This is a genomic window from Idiomarina xiamenensis 10-D-4 (assembly GCF_000299895.1).
Lineage (GTDB): Bacteria > Pseudomonadota > Gammaproteobacteria > Enterobacterales > Alteromonadaceae > Idiomarina > Idiomarina xiamenensis.
Genome location: NZ_AMRG01000001.1, coordinates 249,648 through 266,960, shown reverse-complemented (window position 1 = coordinate 266,960; position 17,313 = coordinate 249,648). Strand labels below are relative to the sequence as shown.

Genomic DNA, 17,313 nt, shown 5'->3' with positions numbered 1-17,313 from the left:
AGAAGCTATGTTCAAAGCGCTGCAAGCATTAATTACCCGACATGAATAGCCCGGCGGTAGCCGGCCTGAACCAACAGCAGTTGCTCGCATTAGTGTTGATGATCGAGATCTCGCGCGCCGATTTTGACGAAGACGAGCACGAACAGCGGCAGGCGTTGCAGTATTTACAGGACGAGTATCGGTTATCTAGCGAGCAAGCCGACGAAGCCTATCGCGTAGCTAGCAGTATTGCCGATAACGCCGCCTCACTACACGACTATACTCATCAGTTAAAGCAGCTCGAATATGGGGAACGCGTGAACCTGCTAAAAAGCTTATGGCAAACGGCCTACGCCGACAACGTACTCGATCCGTACGAGGAAGCGATGCTGCGCAAAATTGCCGATTTATTGTATATCAGTCATCCCGACTATATTCGCACCAAACTGGCGGTAATGAGCTAACCGCCAGTTGCTGCAACCGACGTTAAGCCACGCGCTGACGCGCCTGACGTGTCAGTTCGACTAATGCCTGTCGCACCGCTAGCGGCGTCAAGCATAAACTGGGAAACGCAACAAAACGCTGCTGCTGGCCCTGCTGCAACAAACAACCCTCGGCAGCAACCGCAACCATTGCAACCGGCTGCGAGGCCTCAACCCGACCACCCGCTAAGCGAAACAGTAATTGATTGGCGTCGCCATGATCGTTATTCATATGCTGTATCATGCCCTGCTCGTCGCTGACTTGCCACTGCACCTCGGGCTGCTGCCATTCCGCTTTCTCAAGCCAGAAAATATCGCCAAAGCCACCGATATAGCGCACGCGCTTGACCTGCATTTGCCAAAGCCGAAAATCATGCATATTTTGATATTTTTGAGCCGCGGGAAACCAGCGAAAATAGCGAGCCAACGCCTGTTCATCAGATAGCAACTGCATATCACCGACCACCGTCACACGCCCCTGCTCGTTTTGGTCACCCTCTGTGGCCTGCGCATACACCGTCAGGCTAGCGCGTTGATCGACTTTTAGATTTTTACTGTGCTGGGCAATGTCAGACATGTATAGCAAAGGCTGCTGTTGGTCATCCAGTAACACCGGTGTGACCGAGCCAAACGGGTAGCCCGCTAAGGTCACCGAGGTGGTCGACAACACGCCTTGTCGCTGATGCTGTACTAATTGACGAGCGGCTTGCACCGCCTGTTGACGAATACTCATGCTAAAACCTTTTAATTAAAACGCTGGCGGTGCAGGTGCTCGGGCTCTGAAAACACCATCGGCACCCCTAAAAACGGGTGTTGGCTGATATACATCGGCGTGCTGTAAACCGACTGTAAACAGCGCCGGTTAAACACCGTCTGGGCGCTACCATGGGCGAATAATCGACCTTGATGAATAACCAGTACTTGGTCTGCATAAAGCGACGCTAAGTTCAAATCGTGCAACACCACTAGCGCTAAGTTGCCGTGCTGGCAAAATTGCTTAACCGCGCGTAAACATTGGTGTTGGTGATACAAATCTAAGGCCGAGGTCGGTTCATCCAGCAGCAACAACTTCTCGCCTTCGAGTTTGCCATCTAATTGGGTCATACAACGCGCAAGTTGCGCCCGCTGTCGTTCTCCACCCGACAAGCTGGTGACCTCGCGGTGAGCCAGTTTGTCTAAATGAAAACGTGCCAACCAAGGCTCGATGGCCGCTAGCTGTTGTGCCTCGGTTTCCGCATAGGGGTGGCGACCAATAGCTACTAGTTCAGCCACGGTTAAGGCAAAGCTTAACGTTTGCTGTTGCTCCATCACCGCGCGAATACGCGCCAGTTTATCGGGTTGCCATTGACGCAGTTCACGACCATGTAAATCGATACGCCCGCGATAATCATGATCGCCAGCCAAACTACGTAGTAGCGTCGATTTACCCGCACCGTTTTCGCCAATAATAGCAACCAACTGCCCCGCTTCCAGCGAGCAATCAATGTTGTCCAACACCTGTTGACGTCCAAAATTGAGTTGTAATTCACTAATATCCAGCATAAAAACTCCGTTTTTGCTTCAATAGTAAATAGATAAAGAAAGGTGCACCGAGTAAAGCGGTGACAATACCAATAGGCAACTCGGCGGGCATCACCACTAGTTTGGCTAAGCCGTCGGCCAGCGCCAATACCAACGCCCCTAATAACATCGCCACCGGCAGCATGCGGCGAATATCGGCGCCCACCATCAATCGTGCGATATGCGGCACCACCAAGCCGACAAAGCCGATCATGCCCGACATCGCCACCGCGCCACCAACACCTAACGCTACCAGCACAATCAATCGGCGCTTCAAGCGCGCAACGTCTATGCCCAAATAGCGCGCTTGTTGTTCACCCAACAGCAACACATTGATATCGCTACGCAGGCGCCACAACAGACACAAGCTGATCAGCATCACCGCAATACCGGGCCATAGCTGTTGCCAATTAGCACCGGCTAGCGACCCCATCTGCCAATACGTCATCAAACGCAAAGCATCGTCGCTGGCGAAATAGCTCAGTAAGCCAATCAACGCCCCCGCTAAGGCGTTAATCGCGACCCCTGCCAGCAGCAAAGTGGCGACACTGACTTGTTGGTTATGGCGTGCCAAACGGTAAATCAATAAGGTTGATAAAAGTGCCCCAACAAAAGCGGCAACGGTCACCCATAGGCTACCGCTGACACCCAGTTGGGGACCCAGGGAGATCATCGCCAACGCCGCTACCGCGGCGCCCGCGGACACACCGATTAAGGCCGGATCGGCCAGCGGATTGCGGCATAACGCTTGCGTCGCGCTACCACTTTGTGCCAACACCGCACCCACCAATACCGCCAGCACTAGGCGTGGCAACCTTATCTGCACCACGACCTGACGCTGCAATTCGGTCAGCGCCGTTTGTGGCGCGTCAGCGGGTGCCAACAATGTCTGTAGCCAGGCGCTTAAATCGGGAGTCACCGGCCCCACGGCAAGCAGCAGCATGGCAGTCAGCAGCAGCGCCATAAAGAGCAGCTTTTGCCATAATTTTTGCCGATAGTAGGCCGGTGACATTAACGCTAAAGACGTCATTAACTAGTTAACCTGTACCAAATTAGCCTTAGTGACGGCCTGCTTGAGCAAAGCGACCGCCTCGCTAAAACGCGTGGTCATACCCAACGCTAGCAACGAGTCCAGCACCACTAAACGGCATTGTTTAGCAGCGCTTAGCAGCGACAGCGCGGGTTGCTGACAAAAGGCCTGTTCACCACCAGCCATTTGCACGACATGTGCAGGCGCGATCAAATAGTTTGGCTGCATCACCGCTAAATATTCTCTAGAGATGGTTTTAAAACCTTGGTGCTCGGCCAAGTTATGTAAGCCCGCATAATGCATCAGCAGGTCGGGCACACTATCGCCACCCGCCGCAATAACCCCGCGCTCCGACGCTTGCATCACAAACAACGCTGACTGTCCACGCGATGCTGCCACAGACGGCAATTGCTCACGTAGTTGCTGATTCAACTGACGTCCCCGTTCAGGTATGTCTAATGCGGCAGCGACTTGCTGTATCAGTAACTGCAACTCTTTAAAGTTATGCGGCTTGGCAAAATGCCGCAGTTTAACGCCGGTGGCAGCGATTTGTTGTAACACTTGGTCACTGCCTGAACCCTCTAAAACCCATAATTCGGTTGGTGCGAACGATAACACGCCCTCGGCGGCTAAATCGCGGTAATAGCCCACTTTCGGCAACGCTGCCGCCGCAGCCGGTGAGGTACTGGAAACGTCGACAGCAACCACCCTATCACCCGCCTGCAAGGCAAAAACGATGTCGGTTAAGGTGCCACCAGCAGTTACCAAACGCTCTGTAGCGCTTGCTGACGCAGGTCGCCACAGCATTAACCCGACCACACATAGCAAGCTTATACCTGACATCCGCCACATGGCTGAATCTCCTCAAAAGAGTTGTTGCAAATAATTCTCATTTGAATCTATAGTATTTCGCGAAAAGATGCAAATAAGAATCGTTACTAATTAAAGGAGAGTCTGATGAATCCCCGTTTAACCCCTGTCGCTATGTTGGTCGCTGCGCTATTGTTACCTAGCGGCGCACTGCAAGCTGCAACCGTCTCAGCCGATACAGACAACATTGACGACATCATCGTGGTCACCGGATCGCGTACCGAAGAATCGTTAGATGACGTCGCCGGTGCGGTCAGCGTGCTCTCTCGTCAGCGCGTCAGTGAACAACTGAGTACCGACTTAAGCACGCTGTTTAGATTCGACCCTAGCGTCTCTAGTACCGGCGTGGCAGGTGCACCGCAAACCCTATCGGTGCGTGGTATCGGCGGTAATCGGCTGATTTATATTAAAGATGGTCGCCGTTTAAATGACGGCTATGCTGGCGGTGGCGGGTATCTGATTGGACGCGGTTACTTATCGACACAACAGCTGCAACGGGTGGAACTCGCGAAAGCCGCAGCCTCACCGCTATATGGCTCGGATGGCTTAGGCGGTATTTTGGTCATGACCAGCATCGATCCTGACGATCTGTTGCAGCACGACGACCGTTATCTAGCACTTAATGTCGGCTATCAAAGTGTCGCCGAACAAGCCTACGCGGGCGTTACCGCCGCCACCCAGCAAGGCCAGCACAGCTTGCTGCTCGACCTTAACCATCGCCGTGGTCACGAGACCCAAAACTATCCAGAAACCCTGCCCGGATTTGATTTTGACAACAGCTCGCTGCTAGCCAAATGGCAATACCAACTATCGGCGCAACAGCAATTTAAATTGACGCTCGATCATTACCAGTTGAGTAATCAGCAAACACTCACCAGCGGTACTAACGAGACCGACGATAAAGACCGCAGCACGGCGCTATCGTTAGACTATCAATCGAGTATTACGAGCCTTTGGTACGATGCCTGGCAAGGGCAGCTGTACTACAGCAACTACAAGCAAGAAAGTGACCAAATTCGGCCGGGTAATGGCGCTGAAGGTGCTTATATTGACTTGAATGACTACGACTTCGAACAAGACATTTGGGGATTACGTTGGCAAGCCAGCAAGCGTCTGACAAATAACAACAGTGAACATCGCTTGGTTTACGGGCTGGATGTCGACTGGTACGACACCGATCGTCCGCGTTATAAAACACGTCAGTTAAACGATGGTACGCCGTTATTTAGCAATCAACCACAGGCGGCTTTTCCGGGTGCTGAAACGCTGTTAAGCGGTGTTTTTGTACAAGATAATATCACCTTTAAAGATAGCGCCTGGCAGTTGATCGCGGGCTTCCGTGTTGATCATATGGAAATGTCGGCTAACGACAATCCTCTGTACGATATGACGCAGCTACGGGATATGAATGAAACCGCTTTCTCGCCTAAATTAGGCGCTATTTATGCGCTATCAGACAACACCAACATTTACCTACAATATGCGCGCGGCTTTAAAATACCGCCCCATGACCAAGCTTATCAAAGCCACGGTGTTGAGCCATTTTATCAGATACTACCGAACCCAGAGCTAGAGCCAGAAACCAGTGACGCAATCGAACTCGGGGTAAAATTTGCTAACGGGCAAACACGTGTTCATGTGGCTGCCTTTTACAGTAAGTTTGATGACTTTATCGACACCGAAGTGGTGGCGTTAACACCCAGCCCAATACCCGGTGTTGACCGTATTTCTTATCAATATGTCAATCGCGACGAAGCTGATATCTATGGTTTGGAGATCAACGCCAGTCATTGGTTTAGCGATCATTGGCAAGGTCGCTTTAGCGCTGCCTACACACGAGGCAAAGATAACACCAGCGACCGCGAGTTAGCCTCGATCAATCCGTTACAAGCGGTCACCGCGCTCCGTTATAACGGTGACAATTGGTACAGTGAATGGTTACTTACGGCAACCGACGGTATGACTCGCTTACCCAGCGATAACGCCTTGGCTAGCAGTGGCTGGGCGACCTTAGATTGGTTAGTTGGCGCTAACTGGCAACACTGGCAAGTGCAAGCTGGGGTGTTTAACATTCTCGACCGCGAGTATGTACCTTACGGCACGATTGCTGGTTTAAGCGAAGGCACCAGCACCGAGCAATACAGCCAGCCTGGGCGCTCGCTGGGCGCACAACTGAGTTATCGATTCTAAGCATCGCGTTTAAATTGAGATTGACCAACATCCAGCAGGCGCGACAATGTAAAAATCTGCAAAGGTCAGTGCAACGATTAACATTGCCGACTAGAGTAAATAGTAACCAAGGACGAGACGCGTTCTGGTTGTTGACTCAAGCTGCTGACTCCAGCTTGGTTAAGGGGCAGGATGCCCGCCTTTTTTATGTCAGCAAGTGACTATTGAGTCACCTTAAAGTCACCCTTCATCACACTCCAATGACCAGGGAAAGAACAGAAAAAAACGTAATCCTGATCGGCTGACAGCGCCTCGGTAGAAAAAGTGATTGAGGTTTGCTCGCCACCACCGACAACTTTGGTGTGAGCGATTACTTTGTCGCTATCAGGCACATAGTTGTTCTCTAACCCTGCGCTATACACACCCTTTGTGATGTCATTCATATCACTGGCTTTACTGAGCACCCAATTATGCCCCATCGCCGCTTTTGCCATTTTACCACTATGCTTAAGCGTCAAAGTCACTTCTTTACAGCTTTTTGGCACGCTCAACGATTGCTTGTCATATTGCATCTGATCGTTACCAGTAATGGTTAATTCGCAGTCATTAGCCTGGGCTTGGCTGGCTGCTACCAATAAACCACTGGCGACCAAAATTGACGATAACAGTTTCATCATACTCTCCTTACACTGACCTTGATTTGAAGCTGATTGAAGCCAGCCGAAACTGGCTAAATGGTTTTACACACACTACAAAATACGTACGCAATGACGACTTGGATGACTTCGCAAGCGTGCCTAGACAACCCCATATCAACGACCGTGCGGGTATTCCTGGAGCAACTCAGCAACCGTATCGGCTAACGACTTTAAACCATGCTGACGGCCAATCTGTAACGCCTCATCGGCGCTTTTGTGTTGCAACCAGCCGGCTCTTAAAGCCATCATAGCGCCAACGCGATTGCCGCTGGCACAATGTAGTAGCGTCTGTTCAGGCTGTAGTTTACCGATAACCTGATCAAACAATTTGACCTTGGACAACGTTAGGTCATTCGCATTAGCAATCGGAATCGCATAATACGACACCCCTAGTTCGTTGGCTAACGCCGCCTCATTAAACGGCAAGGGTTCGTCGGCGCCACGCAAGTTAACAACCGCCTGCCCACCCTGCTTGGCAAATTCACTTAATTGCGCCGCGCTGGGCTGACCACTGACCTGAAAATCTGTATCACCTTGTGTGTTTTGCGCAAGAGCTGACTGCCAGCTCAACATCAGTATCAACGCTACACTCCCCATCATCACCACAAATCGCATAAGCAATCCTCCCTCAACCGTGCTAGTGAGTTGTTATACCGAGCCTAGCTCGCAGCCGGCCACGGCTTAGCTGAATGAAACTATAGCGCAGCCTGCAGCAATACGCACTGGCATGCCACATAACGCGATTACCCGGCTTAGCTATGCGGCTTCTCATATACAAAGTGTTTATTTTCTATAACAAAAAATTCTAAAAAAAATTAGCAAGCCTTTTACAGACTGACTTATCAGCGTTATCGCCCATTTTTACTGAGCTAGCCAACTTTCAACAAAATAGAAACAATAGATATGACTATAAAAATGTTATCAAGTTAACAATATGTTGCATTTACTTTTCAGTAATAGTGACTAAAACTCCCTAGGCTGTCTTTTCATAGTTAAGGAAAATCACAAGGAACCTACTGTGAATTGTCAATGGAACTCAACACTCAGAGAGAAACAACATGACTAAACAACACATGAAAGTGAAGTTGTCAGCCGTTGCTGTATCAATGCTATTGGCCGCCAGTGCAGCCGTTAGCGCAGCGCCTAAAGTTGACTTAGGCGATGTTGGCAACGTGACATTACCACAACCGCCAAGCAACATTATTCCCGGCCAACCGGGTAACAGCGGCGGCAATACCAGCCAGCAGAAAGGTCCAAAAACCGGCTTTATCGTTAAGCTAAAAGACGGTTCAACTCAGGTCAGTCAATTGCAAGGTTTGCAATCGATGATGCCGCTTGATCGTCAAGCCGCGGTTGCTACACAAATGCGTACCTTCGCCCAAGAGTTATCCCAACGAGTCGGCAAAAATGTACAGTTCCAGCGCGATATGGCGTTAGAAAAACACTTTGTTTTCAACGCTGATAAACAGCTTGATGACATCGAGAAAGAAGAGTTAATGCGCCGCCTGGCAGCCGATCCAAACGTCGAATATGTTGAAGAAAACAAAATCTTGCGCTTGGTCGCCACGCCGAATGATCCGGATTATAGCGATCAATGGCATTACTATGAAAACTTGGGTGGCTTGAACCTGCCTAACGCTTGGAACGATGTAGACGGTTCTGGTCGCGTAGTGGCGGTATTAGACACCGGTTACCGTCCTCATGCCGACTTAGCCGCTAATATCTTACCCGGCTACGACATGATCTCTGATCCGTTTATCGGCAATGATGGCAATGGTCGTGACAGCGACGCGCGTGATCCGGGTGACTGGATCCAGGCCGGTGAGTGTGGCGGTGGTTATCCGCCTTCGGATCAAGGCTCTAGCTGGCACGGTACTCACGTAGCCGGTACTATCGCGGCCGTCACCAATAACAACAGTGGTGTCGCGGGTGTTGCGTACGGCGCTAAAGTTGTGCCGGTGCGGGTACTCGGCAAGTGTGGTGGTACCACCGCCGATATCGCCGACGGTATCATCTGGGCATCGGGCGGCAGCGTACCGGGTGTGCCTGCTAACGCCAACCCAGCAGATGTCATTAACATGAGTTTGGGCGGTCAGGGCTCGTGCTCTAGCACGACTCAAGCGGCACTAAACATCGCACAAAGTAACAATACCACGGTCGTTATCGCCGCTGGTAATAGCAACGCTAACGCTAACAACTTTAACCCGGGTAACTGTGCTAACGTCGTTAACGTCGCATCGGTTAACCGTAATGGTGGCCGTGCTTATTACTCTAACTATGGTAGCTCAGTAGACGTTGCCGCACCGGGTGGTGCGCAATCTTACGCCAACGATCCTAACGGGGTGTTATCGACCCACAATACCGGCTCTACCACACCGGGCTCAGATACCTATACCTATCTGCAAGGTACGTCGATGGCAGCACCGCATGTGGCAGGTCTAGCGGCGTTGATTTTGGAGGCTGATCCGACACTAAGCCCTGCCGGTGTTGAACAAGTCATCAAGCAATCAGCTCGCAGCTTCCCAGCATCTTGTAGCGGTTGTGGTGTCGGTATTGCCGACGCAGCGGCAGCCGTTGACTTAGCGCTAAATGGCGGTGGCGATAACGGTGGCGGCGGTGAAGGCGGTGGCGGCACCGTCAACAACATCTCTGCCTCAACGGGTCAATGGGTTCATTACACGCTGGAAGTACCTGCTGGTATGTCTAGCCTGAGCGTAAGCATTTCTGGCGGTAGCGGTGATGCCGACTTGTATGTTCGCGAAGGTGCACAACCCACCACTGGTAGCTGGGATTGCCGCCCTTATTTAGTCGGCAACAACGAAAGCTGTAATTTCAGCAACCCCGCCGCAACCACTTGGCACATTAGTCTGCGCGCTTATAGCAGCTTCAGCGGTGTCACCCTGAACGCGACCTATAATCCATAGTTTTATGGTTGCCTGTACCATTGCCTGAGCAATGGTTGTTTAAGCCTGCAAGTGGCCGCACTTGCAGGCTTTTTTTATAGCTAGAGTAGCTGAGCTATACAGATAAGCCTTTTTAAAGGAGCATTTAATGAACACTTACTTTTGAAAGCAAGTTAAGGATTGCAACGCCAGCAATTATTAAACCTACACCCACGAAGCTCCAAACATCCATTTTTTGTCCGTAAATAAGCCACGCTATAAAAGTAACCAGTACAACACCTAGACCTGCCCATACAGCGTATGCAATTCCTACTGGTATCGATTTAAGTGATAACGATAAAAAGTAGAATGAAATTGCATAACCCAATAAAACAACAATAGACGGAATTAGTTTAGTAAACCCATGCGTGGATTTTAATGCTGTAGTTGCAATCACCTCGCCAACTATGGCAATGCTTAAAAATATCCAGTTTTTCATAAAATCTCTTTATTACCAGAGGGCAAATTGAATCGAATTTGACTGAGGAGTCATTTTAAGAAAAATTGAAGGTAATTATCAGTCTTGTTAATTATCACAAAGTATGTGCAATATAATGCTTAAGATCCGAGCCAAAATTTAGGATAAACTCGGCATCAAAGTAGATAACAGTATTAGGGTTATTAATGCGCCAAAACCGCCTAAGCAGCACCGAATTTAATCGCACATTTTCGATACCAATGCGAGATATCAGCGACAGTGCCGAAAAAATTGTCGATATTTGGCCCTATCTGACACAGGTTTTAGCCGATGAGTACGCGGAAGTCGACACCGGTGCGTGGGATACCGAATATGTTTATGAAAATCCGCAGCAAACGCATCAGCATGTGTTAATTAATGCTGGTATGGAAAATGTCTATCTGGTCGTAGTGATCGACATTGACAATCGCTGTATCTTTGGTCGCCACTTATTAAACCTTAACCAGCTGTACAACCTAAGCCATTAGACAGCCTGATACACTGCAGTCTGTGTCTTGACGAATTACTTGATAGCTATCAAAGACCGCTAGTTTAGCGCTAGCGGTCGCTTACTTTCTTTGGCACCGATCAAGCTAACAAGGTGACTAACGATAGAATCACCAGCGCGACGTTGGCTAAATAAGCGATCAAAAAGAAATAACTGCGTGGGCTAGGATTCTTTTCGGTCGCGATTTGGTAATACAACAACATGTGAATAATGCGGCTAACAGCCATCACAGCGGTTAGTATCATCACCCAAAATGGCGGCGCCGCGACTAAAATAGCCAAGACAATACTGCCTAACATCGGGCTTAGGTTTTCTAACGAGTTTTGATGTGTACGCCACGCCCGGAAAACGAAATTATGATGACTCATTTCGCGCGGCGGTTGGCCCGGAATCGCGTCCGATTGCATGGCCTTCGCTCGCCCAGCAATCATCGCTTGCACCAATACCGTTAAAATAATCACCGCCATCCAAAATAGCGTACCATAGTAAGCCATTGCTAAATTCATGGTTATCCTTCCTTTAATAGTTAATCAGGCTGCAAAATGATTATGATGAGCTTACAGTGATTAATAAGTACATTCGCTCATATACGATCAGTTTTTATCGTTTTTCTTAGCAAACGGTAGCTGTCAGTTACCCGGCTATACCGGACCAGGGAGGTCTCTTATGTCAATAACCCAACTCCAGCCTGACCACATTAATAGCGCATTACTTGCCGAATGGGCAAGCCAGGCAAAGCAATACCGCTTGTATTTCGTCGTGCTCGGGCAATTGCCAAGCGGCGATCAAGCGCCTAATTGGGACTATGCTGCCACTTTAATGTTTGACCAAACACCGATGGGCTATTGCGTTGAAGGACACGGTATCGGCTTTAACCAATACCAAGTCGCGAGTTACAGCGACATGGTCGAGCGCATCTTGGCGGATAACCAGCGCTTTAATAACGGCGGCATGTTATTCGCTGCGGCAGTTTAAGTGGCGGGCACCACTTGCCCAGCGCGTAAATGCACGACCCGCTCGGCCTGAGCAATGGTGGCTGCACGATGGCTAATAATGATGGTGGTACGTCCGGCCATAAGCTCATTCAGCGCCTGCTGAATTTGGTTTTCATTACTTTCATCTAGCGCGCTGGTCGCTTCATCCAAAATCAGAATGCGGGCATCACGTAATATCGCCCGGGCGATGGCAATACGCTGTTTCTGACCACCGGATAACTGCAAACCACGGTCACCAAGATGGGTGTCATAACCAGCCGGTAGTCGCTGAATAAACTCGTGTGCATTGGCACGTTTTGCCGCAGCAATAATCTCCTCATCACTCACCGACATACGGTCACTGGCCGCCACGGCAAAACGCAGGTTATCCATCACCGTACCGGAAAACAGACTCGGCTCTTGTTCAACAATCGCTAACTGTTGACGACGCTGCGCCAGTGGCATCGTCGCAGCGTCGATATCGTCAAAATATATCTGCCCGCTAGCAGGTTGATAAAAGCCCAGCAATAAACTGGCGATAGTCGATTTGCCAGCCCCCGACGCCCCCACCAACGCCACCCGCTCGCCGGCTTTGATATGCAAGTTAAGCTGCGTCAGCGCGGCCACCTCGGGCCGCGAAGGATAACAAAAACTGACATTATGAAAACGAATATCACCGCTGATTGGCGTTGCTGGCGTGTGCTGGTCGTCTGCTGGCGCTGCTAGCGGCTGCGCCGGTGCCTGCGCTAACAACTGAAAAACTCGCTCGGTGGCGCCCATGGCTTTCATCCACTCCCCCCAAAACCAGCTCACCCCGGTCGCCGACATCGCCACCATCGCCGCGTATAAAATGAAGCTGGTCAACTCGCCAATGCTCAATTGTTGAGCTAATACCAATTGCCCGCCGAACCATAACGTGACTAACAGCACCAAATACTGAATAAAAGTGGTCACGCCCTGATAACTCGCCAATAAACGCGAGCTAGCGATGGCAGACTGCTTGGCATCATCGGTCGCTTGTCGATAGCGCTGCTGTGCCGAACGTTGCTGATTAAAAGCGTGGATCAAACGGATATTGGCAAAACTCTCTTGCGCCAGCTGATTACAATCGGCCAACTGTTGTTGCACGTCGCGTGATTTGCCTCTTAGCTTTTTACCGGTAAAGCGCGCGGCATAAAACGACAATGGCACAATGACCAGCATTAACAGGCTTAACGCCGGCGACAACAGCAGCAGCAATACCGCGCCACCGACACAAGTTAACGCCGCCCGTAAAGCAATGGCAAAGCCCATGGTGAGGGTGTCTTTTAGCTGTTCAACGTCAGCCGATAAACGGTTACTGAGGTCGCCGATACGGTGTTGGTCATAAAAGCTAATAGACTGCCCCAATAGGCGCTGATACAGGCGTTGACGTAATGCCGTCACCATTGTTGCGCCAGCCGATTCAAATAAGTACAGGCGCATTGCGGTGGCGCCAGCATGGACTACGAGTACTGCCACCATCAACCAGCCCGCCCAGCTCAACCAATCACGGTCATCGACACGTACCGCATGATCGATAAAATAGGCTATCGCGCGCGGAATACTGAGCTGAATCACCACCGTGATCAACATCATCAATAAGCCCAACAACAGCCGCCGCCAGCAGGGTATCAATAGCGTTAACGGCTGCCTAAAAGACGGACTGAAGGCCGATGTTGTCTGGTTTTTTGACGTCATTGGGGCACGCTCATACTCAGGGCAGTCACTGCGACGGTTGCGATAGCTCAGCATCTACCGCCTGCATTTGCTCGACAAAACTTTGCCAGTCGGCATCATCCAGCATACCGCTGGCCTGCAATTGGCGTTGCTCGTTAAGCATCAAGTAAAACGGCGACGCAGTGCGCGGGTTTAAATATTTGATAACCTCGGGCGGCATACTCATCACATAAGGCCAAAGCGGGCTATCGCGCAAAAAATCAGCGGCGTCGTCATGCGCTTCGATAACCACCAACCAAAAGCTTAACTCGACCGCTTGTATTGCCGCTAATAACTGTTGTAATTGTGGCACTTTGCCACGACAGCTATGACAGCGAGCCGATAAAAACACCACCAAGGTGGGCGTTGACGGCAAGCTGACCAGCGCCTGTTTTGCAAAAGCATCAGCATGGGGAGCGGCGTTGACGGCGGCACGACGGTACGCACTTACTGCCATCACAGTGCTACCAATCGCTAGCGTCAGCGGTTGGCTAGAAGCGCTGTCTTGGCGTGCTGCAGGCGCCGAGATAACACGCCACAGCAAAACAAAGTTGAACAACAACGCCAGTGTCAGCAAGCATAAACATAGCTCGGTGATAGTCATTGATGCTCTCCTGCTTTATCGTCCGCCACGGCATCAGCGTCGGTAAACCATGACCACCACTGCGGTAACGCGATAAGCTGCAGCGCCCATAACAGCGCGCAACTGATTAACAGTAGTTGCTCAACCCCGCTGGCGGCCACACTAAACGCCACTAACGCCGCTTGCTCGACACTCAACATGGCTATTGCTAGCGCCAGCAATAGCACACTGCGATAAAGGTCCGCTTTGCCTAGCGGCTGTTGCGAATGGCCAAAACACTGGCAACTAAAACGGCGTCCACTGCGCAACAGCCAGATGATAAAGCCGCTAAAACCAATAAACAGTACTAGCGTTAAGCCAGCACTGAAATTCCACCACGCCCCCGGCAACCACAGCATTATCGCCAACAACACCTCAGTAGCGATCAACAGCGCACTAAATAGCGCCGCTAGCGTATAAGGCATCGGCAACAACTGCTGAAGGTTAGCCACGAACTGGCGCCAACTCCGGCACTTTTGTAGCGCCGCAATCGCCAGCACCCACGCCAATAGATAATGACAAAACAGAGCGAAACTCATTGCGCTGCATCCGCCCTTAACGTTTGCCACTGCGGTTGCAAAGCATCGGGCTGATGCCAGCGACTGTGTTGCAACGTGCAGCTGGCAATGATCGCGTCACACCAGGGTTGCTGCGCGTCACTACGCGCGCCAGCACCTAAATGCGCACGAACCTGGTCGGCGATATCCAACGCTTGACTATAAATCGCCGTATCGCGAACGACCGGTAAGCCTAAAGCGGCCAGTTCGCTGTCGGTAATGGCGTAACTGTGCGAGTGATAGCCCTGCACTAGCTGCTCGACAATGGCATGCTGTTGCTGCTTGCTTAACGTGCTACCGCTACGTTCAAGTAACTGCCGCGCTATCATTTGTTGCTCTTGGTTGGCGCGGTAAAACGAAGTCAAAGTGGTAGGAAAAATACTCTGTGCCAGTTGCTGCACGGCAAAAGATACGGCATCCTCATCGGCCAATTGAAACCAGTCGCTTAATGCTTCAGGAAACAGTCGTAAATCCTGCGCCGATATACTCGACGGCATACCGTCTGCGGCAGACTCGGCTTGTAACTGCGGATCGATTGGCGAAAAAATCGATAACGGCCCGGCGATCAATTGCTGCCCGCTTAAGCACAACAGTGTCGCCGACGATTCACAGTAATGCGGCACAATAAAGGTCAGCTTTTCGGCGTATTCATGCAATAACAGCGCTAACCGCCGGACGCCATTAACCACCCCGCCACGACTATAAATCACCACATCCAAATGGTCGCCGACGGGCAAGCTTGCTAACGCCTGATGCAAGGCCGGTAACAGTTCGATGCTCAGTTGACTGGCGGCTAACAGCAACACCCGACTATCGCCGCGCAGTGTTTGCTCGGACCGTTGTTGGCGCTGCTGTTGCAGCGCTTGTTGTAGCTTTTGCAGCGGCTGCTGAGCAATAAATGTTGGCGTTACCATGACACCGCCTTAGCCGTTGCGCCTGCGTCGGCTTGCAAACCGGCAATTAAACAGTCCGCCAAATGTTCCATCATGGTCAGCTGCGGCACCAATTGCTCGATAAACCAAAACTGCCCACCCGGGTTATTTTCTAAAAATATATAGTCGTCTTGTGCCGTAACCATTAAGTCTAGTGCGCCGTAGCTGAGGCCGTAACTATGTACAAACGCCAAACAACGTTTTTCCACTGCCGCTGGCAACGTTATCGCCGTATAAGGAATGTCAGCGCTAAAATCGCGGTAATCAACACGTGTACGAGGATCAGCCTGCGAATCGATGCGCGCCGCAAATAATTTATCGCCAATCACCGTGGCACGCACTTCATAAGCCTTATCGACATAGCCCTGAAAATGACACGGCAGCAACGCCACCGCCTCAAGTGCTTGCTCATCATCAGCGTCGATAATGGTGGTGTGTACACCATAGGTATCGCGTTCATCAGCAGCTACTTGCTCGGCCGCCAACATCGACGAGGACATGGCTTTGAATACCATTGGCGAACGTAGCTGTTGTTGAAAACTCTGCACCGCGCTCGGATCGTTACTAATGATCGACGGCGGAATATCGAACCCCATCGCCACCGCCCGCTGCAACTGCTCGCCTTTAAAGGCCGCATGACGCGCCGCCAATGGGTGATTCATCCAGTAGCAATGGTTTAAGCCGTAGAGGAAACCAAACAGCGTATGTGTGGTTTCCTTGTCAGCAAAAGCCTGTTCTTGCGCACTAAGCTCATCGGTCAGATAGGCATAAGGTGCCTTTTTACGTAACCAAACCGAGCCAATCTGCTCACTGGTTAAACACTCACCACTGGGCAAGTGCAGCAATTCGGTTCGCCAGCGCCGCTGGCTATAGGTCTGGGTAAATTGGTAATCGCGTGGGAACTGATCGAGCTTCAAGATGAAGGGGCTGTGCCCTTTCGCGAGCAGTTTTGTGGATAATACATCGACGTGTAAATCGTCAGCATGACTGACGATCAAGATACGTTTTTGGCTCATTAGCGGCGTCTTTATGGTTATCGTTATTAGTTGATTAGCCAAATACTTTCGAGCGACAAGCGGTACCACACTGGCGACCGCGCCAGTATTAAAAACCCCGGTTAGCACCGGGGTTTTAACGGTAATCGCTTAGCAGTACATGCCGTTATCGTCGTAACGCACATTAAAGTTGCCTGATGGATCGGTGCAACCCGCTAAAGCCACACCTTCGCGCGCTTTAAACTGTTTTTGGCTTTTCATTTGAGTTGCCTGTTTTTTCTCGGCCAGTTTGAAAGCGAATAATTTTTTGTTCTGTTTCATGGGGTTAGTTCCTATATCGAAAAGAAAATTAGAAAATTTCAAACATAATAGGAAGTCTCTGTACCAACCAACTTCGCAAAGGCTTCGCCTAATCTATAGCAAAGCCCTTTTGCATTTACAACGAAAAAACAACAATTAATCACGATTAATGACTGGTTGGCACCTATGAGTGAGTACCGTTTAGTGAACAGTTAAACTTGCTGCCATCAACGCAATTGACTGTCCTTACTGCCTCGCCGGTTAATGCTGGAGTTACTGTTTTTCTGCTCCAACGCCTGCTGGCAATCAATACAATAACGTACACCCGGCGCGGCACGACGACGCGCTTCAGGGATCGGCTCACCACATTCTTCGCAATGCGTTAAGCTGTCACCGTGTTTTAGGTTACCGCGCGCTTGCTCTACCGCATCCTCAATACTGGCATCGATTTGCTCCTGCACCGCACCGTCTTTCGCCCAACCTCCGGCCATCGCGAACTCC

General features: G+C 50.7%; 20 protein-coding genes. 5 read left to right on the top strand and 15 right to left on the bottom strand.

All coding sequences use genetic code 11. The features are described from left to right. Positions 1–41: 41 nt before the first annotated feature. Positions 42–443: a tellurite resistance TerB family protein gene (locus tag A10D4_RS01180; protein ID WP_008487197.1), complete on the top strand. Its 402-nt coding sequence runs from the start codon at positions 42–44 to the stop codon at positions 441–443. 22 nt (positions 444–465) lie between these two features. On the opposite strand, the gene A10D4_RS01175 is transcribed toward A10D4_RS01180, so the two are convergent. From A10D4_RS01175 to A10D4_RS01160, 4 genes are read right to left on the bottom strand one after another with little or no spacing between them, the layout of a single operon-like run. Next, positions 466–1,194 carry a HugZ family pyridoxamine 5'-phosphate oxidase gene (locus A10D4_RS01175; protein WP_008487196.1) on the bottom strand — a complete coding sequence of 243 codons (729 nt, stop codon included), beginning with the start codon at positions 1,192–1,194 and terminating at the stop codon, positions 466–468. 11 nt (positions 1,195–1,205) lie between these two features. Further along, positions 1,206–2,003: a heme ABC transporter ATP-binding protein gene (locus A10D4_RS01170; protein ID WP_008487195.1), complete on the bottom strand. Its 798-nt coding sequence runs from the start codon at positions 2,001–2,003 to the stop codon at positions 1,206–1,208. Next, positions 1,990–3,051, bottom strand: a complete 1,062-nt coding sequence (locus tag A10D4_RS01165; protein ID WP_008487194.1) for a FecCD family ABC transporter permease — start codon at positions 3,049–3,051, stop codon at positions 1,990–1,992. The genes A10D4_RS01170 and A10D4_RS01165 overlap by 14 nt, the downstream gene beginning before the upstream one ends. A 3-nt stretch (positions 3,052–3,054) precedes the next feature. Continuing rightward, entirely contained in the window at positions 3,055–3,903 is an 849-nt protein-coding gene (locus A10D4_RS01160) for a heme/hemin ABC transporter substrate-binding protein (RefSeq protein WP_008487193.1), read from the bottom strand. A gap of 105 nt (positions 3,904–4,008) precedes the next feature. Between A10D4_RS01160 and A10D4_RS01155 the strand changes: the two genes are divergently transcribed. Continuing rightward, positions 4,009–6,111: a TonB-dependent receptor domain-containing protein gene (locus A10D4_RS01155; RefSeq protein ID WP_008487192.1), complete on the top strand. Its 2,103-nt coding sequence runs from the start codon at positions 4,009–4,011 to the stop codon at positions 6,109–6,111. A gap of 200 nt (positions 6,112–6,311) precedes the next feature. Here A10D4_RS01155 and azu read toward each other — a convergent pair whose 3' ends face one another. Together azu and A10D4_RS01140 are read right to left on the bottom strand one after the other, a co-directional pair. Further along, on the bottom strand, positions 6,312–6,764 hold the full coding sequence (gene azu, locus A10D4_RS01150; protein WP_008487190.1) for an azurin: 453 nt from the start codon (positions 6,762–6,764) through the stop codon (positions 6,312–6,314). Positions 6,765–6,902: 138 nt separating this feature from the next. Further along, complete coding sequence (locus A10D4_RS01140; protein WP_008487189.1) at positions 6,903–7,403, bottom strand: protein tyrosine phosphatase family protein; 501 nt, start codon at positions 7,401–7,403, stop codon at positions 6,903–6,905. A gap of 443 nt (positions 7,404–7,846) precedes the next feature. Here A10D4_RS01140 and A10D4_RS01135 point away from each other — a divergent pair, with 443 nt between their 5' ends. After that, positions 7,847–9,712, top strand: a complete 1,866-nt coding sequence (locus tag A10D4_RS01135; protein WP_008487188.1) for a S8 family peptidase — start codon at positions 7,847–7,849, stop codon at positions 9,710–9,712. Between the two features lie 124 nt (positions 9,713–9,836). Here the strand turns inward: A10D4_RS01135 and A10D4_RS01130 are convergent, their stop codons facing one another. Then, on the bottom strand, positions 9,837–10,169 hold the full coding sequence (locus A10D4_RS01130) for a DMT family transporter (RefSeq protein WP_008487187.1): 333 nt from the start codon (positions 10,167–10,169) through the stop codon (positions 9,837–9,839). Positions 10,170–10,354: 185 nt separating this feature from the next. Between A10D4_RS01130 and A10D4_RS01125 the strand changes: the two genes are divergently transcribed. Then, positions 10,355–10,675 carry a hypothetical protein gene (locus A10D4_RS01125; RefSeq protein ID WP_008487186.1) on the top strand — a complete coding sequence of 107 codons (321 nt, stop codon included), beginning with the start codon at positions 10,355–10,357 and terminating at the stop codon, positions 10,673–10,675. A gap of 100 nt (positions 10,676–10,775) precedes the next feature. Here the strand turns inward: A10D4_RS01125 and A10D4_RS01120 are convergent, their stop codons facing one another. Beyond that, entirely contained in the window at positions 10,776–11,201 is a 426-nt protein-coding gene (locus A10D4_RS01120) for an MAPEG family protein (protein WP_008487183.1), read from the bottom strand. A 160-nt stretch (positions 11,202–11,361) separates the two neighbouring features. On the opposite strand from A10D4_RS01120, the gene A10D4_RS01115 reads away from it, so the two are divergent. Next, entirely contained in the window at positions 11,362–11,670 is a 309-nt protein-coding gene (locus A10D4_RS01115; protein WP_008487182.1) for a hypothetical protein, read from the top strand. Here the strand turns inward: A10D4_RS01115 and A10D4_RS01110 are convergent. The 7 genes from A10D4_RS01110 to A10D4_RS01085 form a co-directional block, all read right to left on the bottom strand. After that, on the bottom strand, positions 11,667–13,388 hold the full coding sequence (locus A10D4_RS01110) for an ABC transporter ATP-binding protein (protein ID WP_040502213.1): 1,722 nt from the start codon (positions 13,386–13,388) through the stop codon (positions 11,667–11,669). The two genes, A10D4_RS01115 and A10D4_RS01110, sit on opposite strands and share 4 nt — an antisense overlap. A 25-nt stretch (positions 13,389–13,413) precedes the next feature. Next, positions 13,414–14,010, bottom strand: coding sequence for a hypothetical protein (locus A10D4_RS01105; protein WP_008487180.1), 597 nt, complete (start codon positions 14,008–14,010; stop codon positions 13,414–13,416). Continuing rightward, complete coding sequence (locus A10D4_RS01100) at positions 14,007–14,567, bottom strand: MauE/DoxX family redox-associated membrane protein (protein WP_008487179.1); 561 nt, start codon at positions 14,565–14,567, stop codon at positions 14,007–14,009. The genes A10D4_RS01105 and A10D4_RS01100 overlap by 4 nt, the downstream gene beginning before the upstream one ends. Further along, positions 14,564–15,499 carry an SDH family Clp fold serine proteinase gene (locus A10D4_RS01095; RefSeq protein WP_008487178.1) on the bottom strand — a complete coding sequence of 312 codons (936 nt, stop codon included), beginning with the start codon at positions 15,497–15,499 and terminating at the stop codon, positions 14,564–14,566. Before A10D4_RS01095 ends, A10D4_RS01100 begins: the two co-directional genes overlap by 4 nt. Beyond that, positions 15,493–16,533: an MvdC/MvdD family ATP grasp protein gene (locus A10D4_RS01090; RefSeq protein ID WP_008487177.1), complete on the bottom strand. Its 1,041-nt coding sequence runs from the start codon at positions 16,531–16,533 to the stop codon at positions 15,493–15,495. Before A10D4_RS01090 ends, A10D4_RS01095 begins: the two co-directional genes overlap by 7 nt. Positions 16,534–16,662: 129 nt before the next feature. Beyond that, positions 16,663–16,833: a hypothetical protein gene (locus A10D4_RS14160; RefSeq protein ID WP_008487175.1), complete on the bottom strand. Its 171-nt coding sequence runs from the start codon at positions 16,831–16,833 to the stop codon at positions 16,663–16,665. A gap of 206 nt (positions 16,834–17,039) precedes the next feature. Beyond that, a complete protein-coding gene (locus A10D4_RS01085) occupies positions 17,040–17,303 on the bottom strand; it encodes a DksA/TraR family C4-type zinc finger protein (protein ID WP_008487174.1) in 264 nt (87 codons plus the stop codon). Positions 17,304–17,313 lie beyond the last annotated feature (10 nt).

Bases quoted from the DNA above. Each gene is read 5' to 3' on its own strand.
- A10D4_RS01100 (WP_008487179.1), bottom strand. From the start codon at position 14,567: ATGAGTTTCGCTCTGTTTTGTCATTATCTATTGGCGTGGGTGCTGGCG.
- A10D4_RS01140 (WP_008487189.1), bottom strand. From the start codon at position 7,403: ATGCGATTTGTGGTGATGATGGGGAGTGTAGCGTTGATACTGATGTTG.
- A10D4_RS01155 (WP_008487192.1), top strand. From the start codon at position 4,009: ATGAATCCCCGTTTAACCCCTGTCGCTATGTTGGTCGCTGCGCTATTG.
- A10D4_RS01135 (WP_008487188.1), top strand. From the start codon at position 7,847: ATGACTAAACAACACATGAAAGTGAAGTTGTCAGCCGTTGCTGTATCA.
- A10D4_RS01125 (WP_008487186.1), top strand. From the start codon at position 10,355: ATGCGCCAAAACCGCCTAAGCAGCACCGAATTTAATCGCACATTTTCG.
- A10D4_RS01090 (WP_008487177.1), bottom strand. From the start codon at position 16,533: ATGAGCCAAAAACGTATCTTGATCGTCAGTCATGCTGACGATTTACAC.
- A10D4_RS01175 (WP_008487196.1), bottom strand. From the start codon at position 1,194: ATGAGTATTCGTCAACAGGCGGTGCAAGCCGCTCGTCAATTAGTACAG.
- A10D4_RS01085 (WP_008487174.1), bottom strand. From the start codon at position 17,303: ATGGCCGGAGGTTGGGCGAAAGACGGTGCGGTGCAGGAGCAAATCGAT.
- A10D4_RS01120 (WP_008487183.1), bottom strand. From the start codon at position 11,201: ATGAATTTAGCAATGGCTTACTATGGTACGCTATTTTGGATGGCGGTG.
- A10D4_RS01130 (WP_008487187.1), bottom strand. From the start codon at position 10,169: ATGAAAAACTGGATATTTTTAAGCATTGCCATAGTTGGCGAGGTGATT.
- A10D4_RS01165 (WP_008487194.1), bottom strand. From the start codon at position 3,051: ATGACGTCTTTAGCGTTAATGTCACCGGCCTACTATCGGCAAAAATTA.
- A10D4_RS01105 (WP_008487180.1), bottom strand. From the start codon at position 14,010: ATGACTATCACCGAGCTATGTTTATGCTTGCTGACACTGGCGTTGTTG.
- A10D4_RS01095 (WP_008487178.1), bottom strand. From the start codon at position 15,499: ATGGTAACGCCAACATTTATTGCTCAGCAGCCGCTGCAAAAGCTACAA.
- A10D4_RS01115 (WP_008487182.1), top strand. From the start codon at position 11,362: ATGTCAATAACCCAACTCCAGCCTGACCACATTAATAGCGCATTACTT.
- A10D4_RS14160 (WP_008487175.1), bottom strand. From the start codon at position 16,833: ATGAAACAGAACAAAAAATTATTCGCTTTCAAACTGGCCGAGAAAAAA.
- A10D4_RS01170 (WP_008487195.1), bottom strand. From the start codon at position 2,003: ATGCTGGATATTAGTGAATTACAACTCAATTTTGGACGTCAACAGGTG.
- A10D4_RS01180 (WP_008487197.1), top strand. From the start codon at position 42: ATGAATAGCCCGGCGGTAGCCGGCCTGAACCAACAGCAGTTGCTCGCA.
- A10D4_RS01110 (WP_040502213.1), bottom strand. From the start codon at position 13,388: ATGACGTCAAAAAACCAGACAACATCGGCCTTCAGTCCGTCTTTTAGG.
- A10D4_RS01160 (WP_008487193.1), bottom strand. From the start codon at position 3,903: ATGTGGCGGATGTCAGGTATAAGCTTGCTATGTGTGGTCGGGTTAATG.
- azu (WP_008487190.1), bottom strand. From the start codon at position 6,764: ATGAAACTGTTATCGTCAATTTTGGTCGCCAGTGGTTTATTGGTAGCA.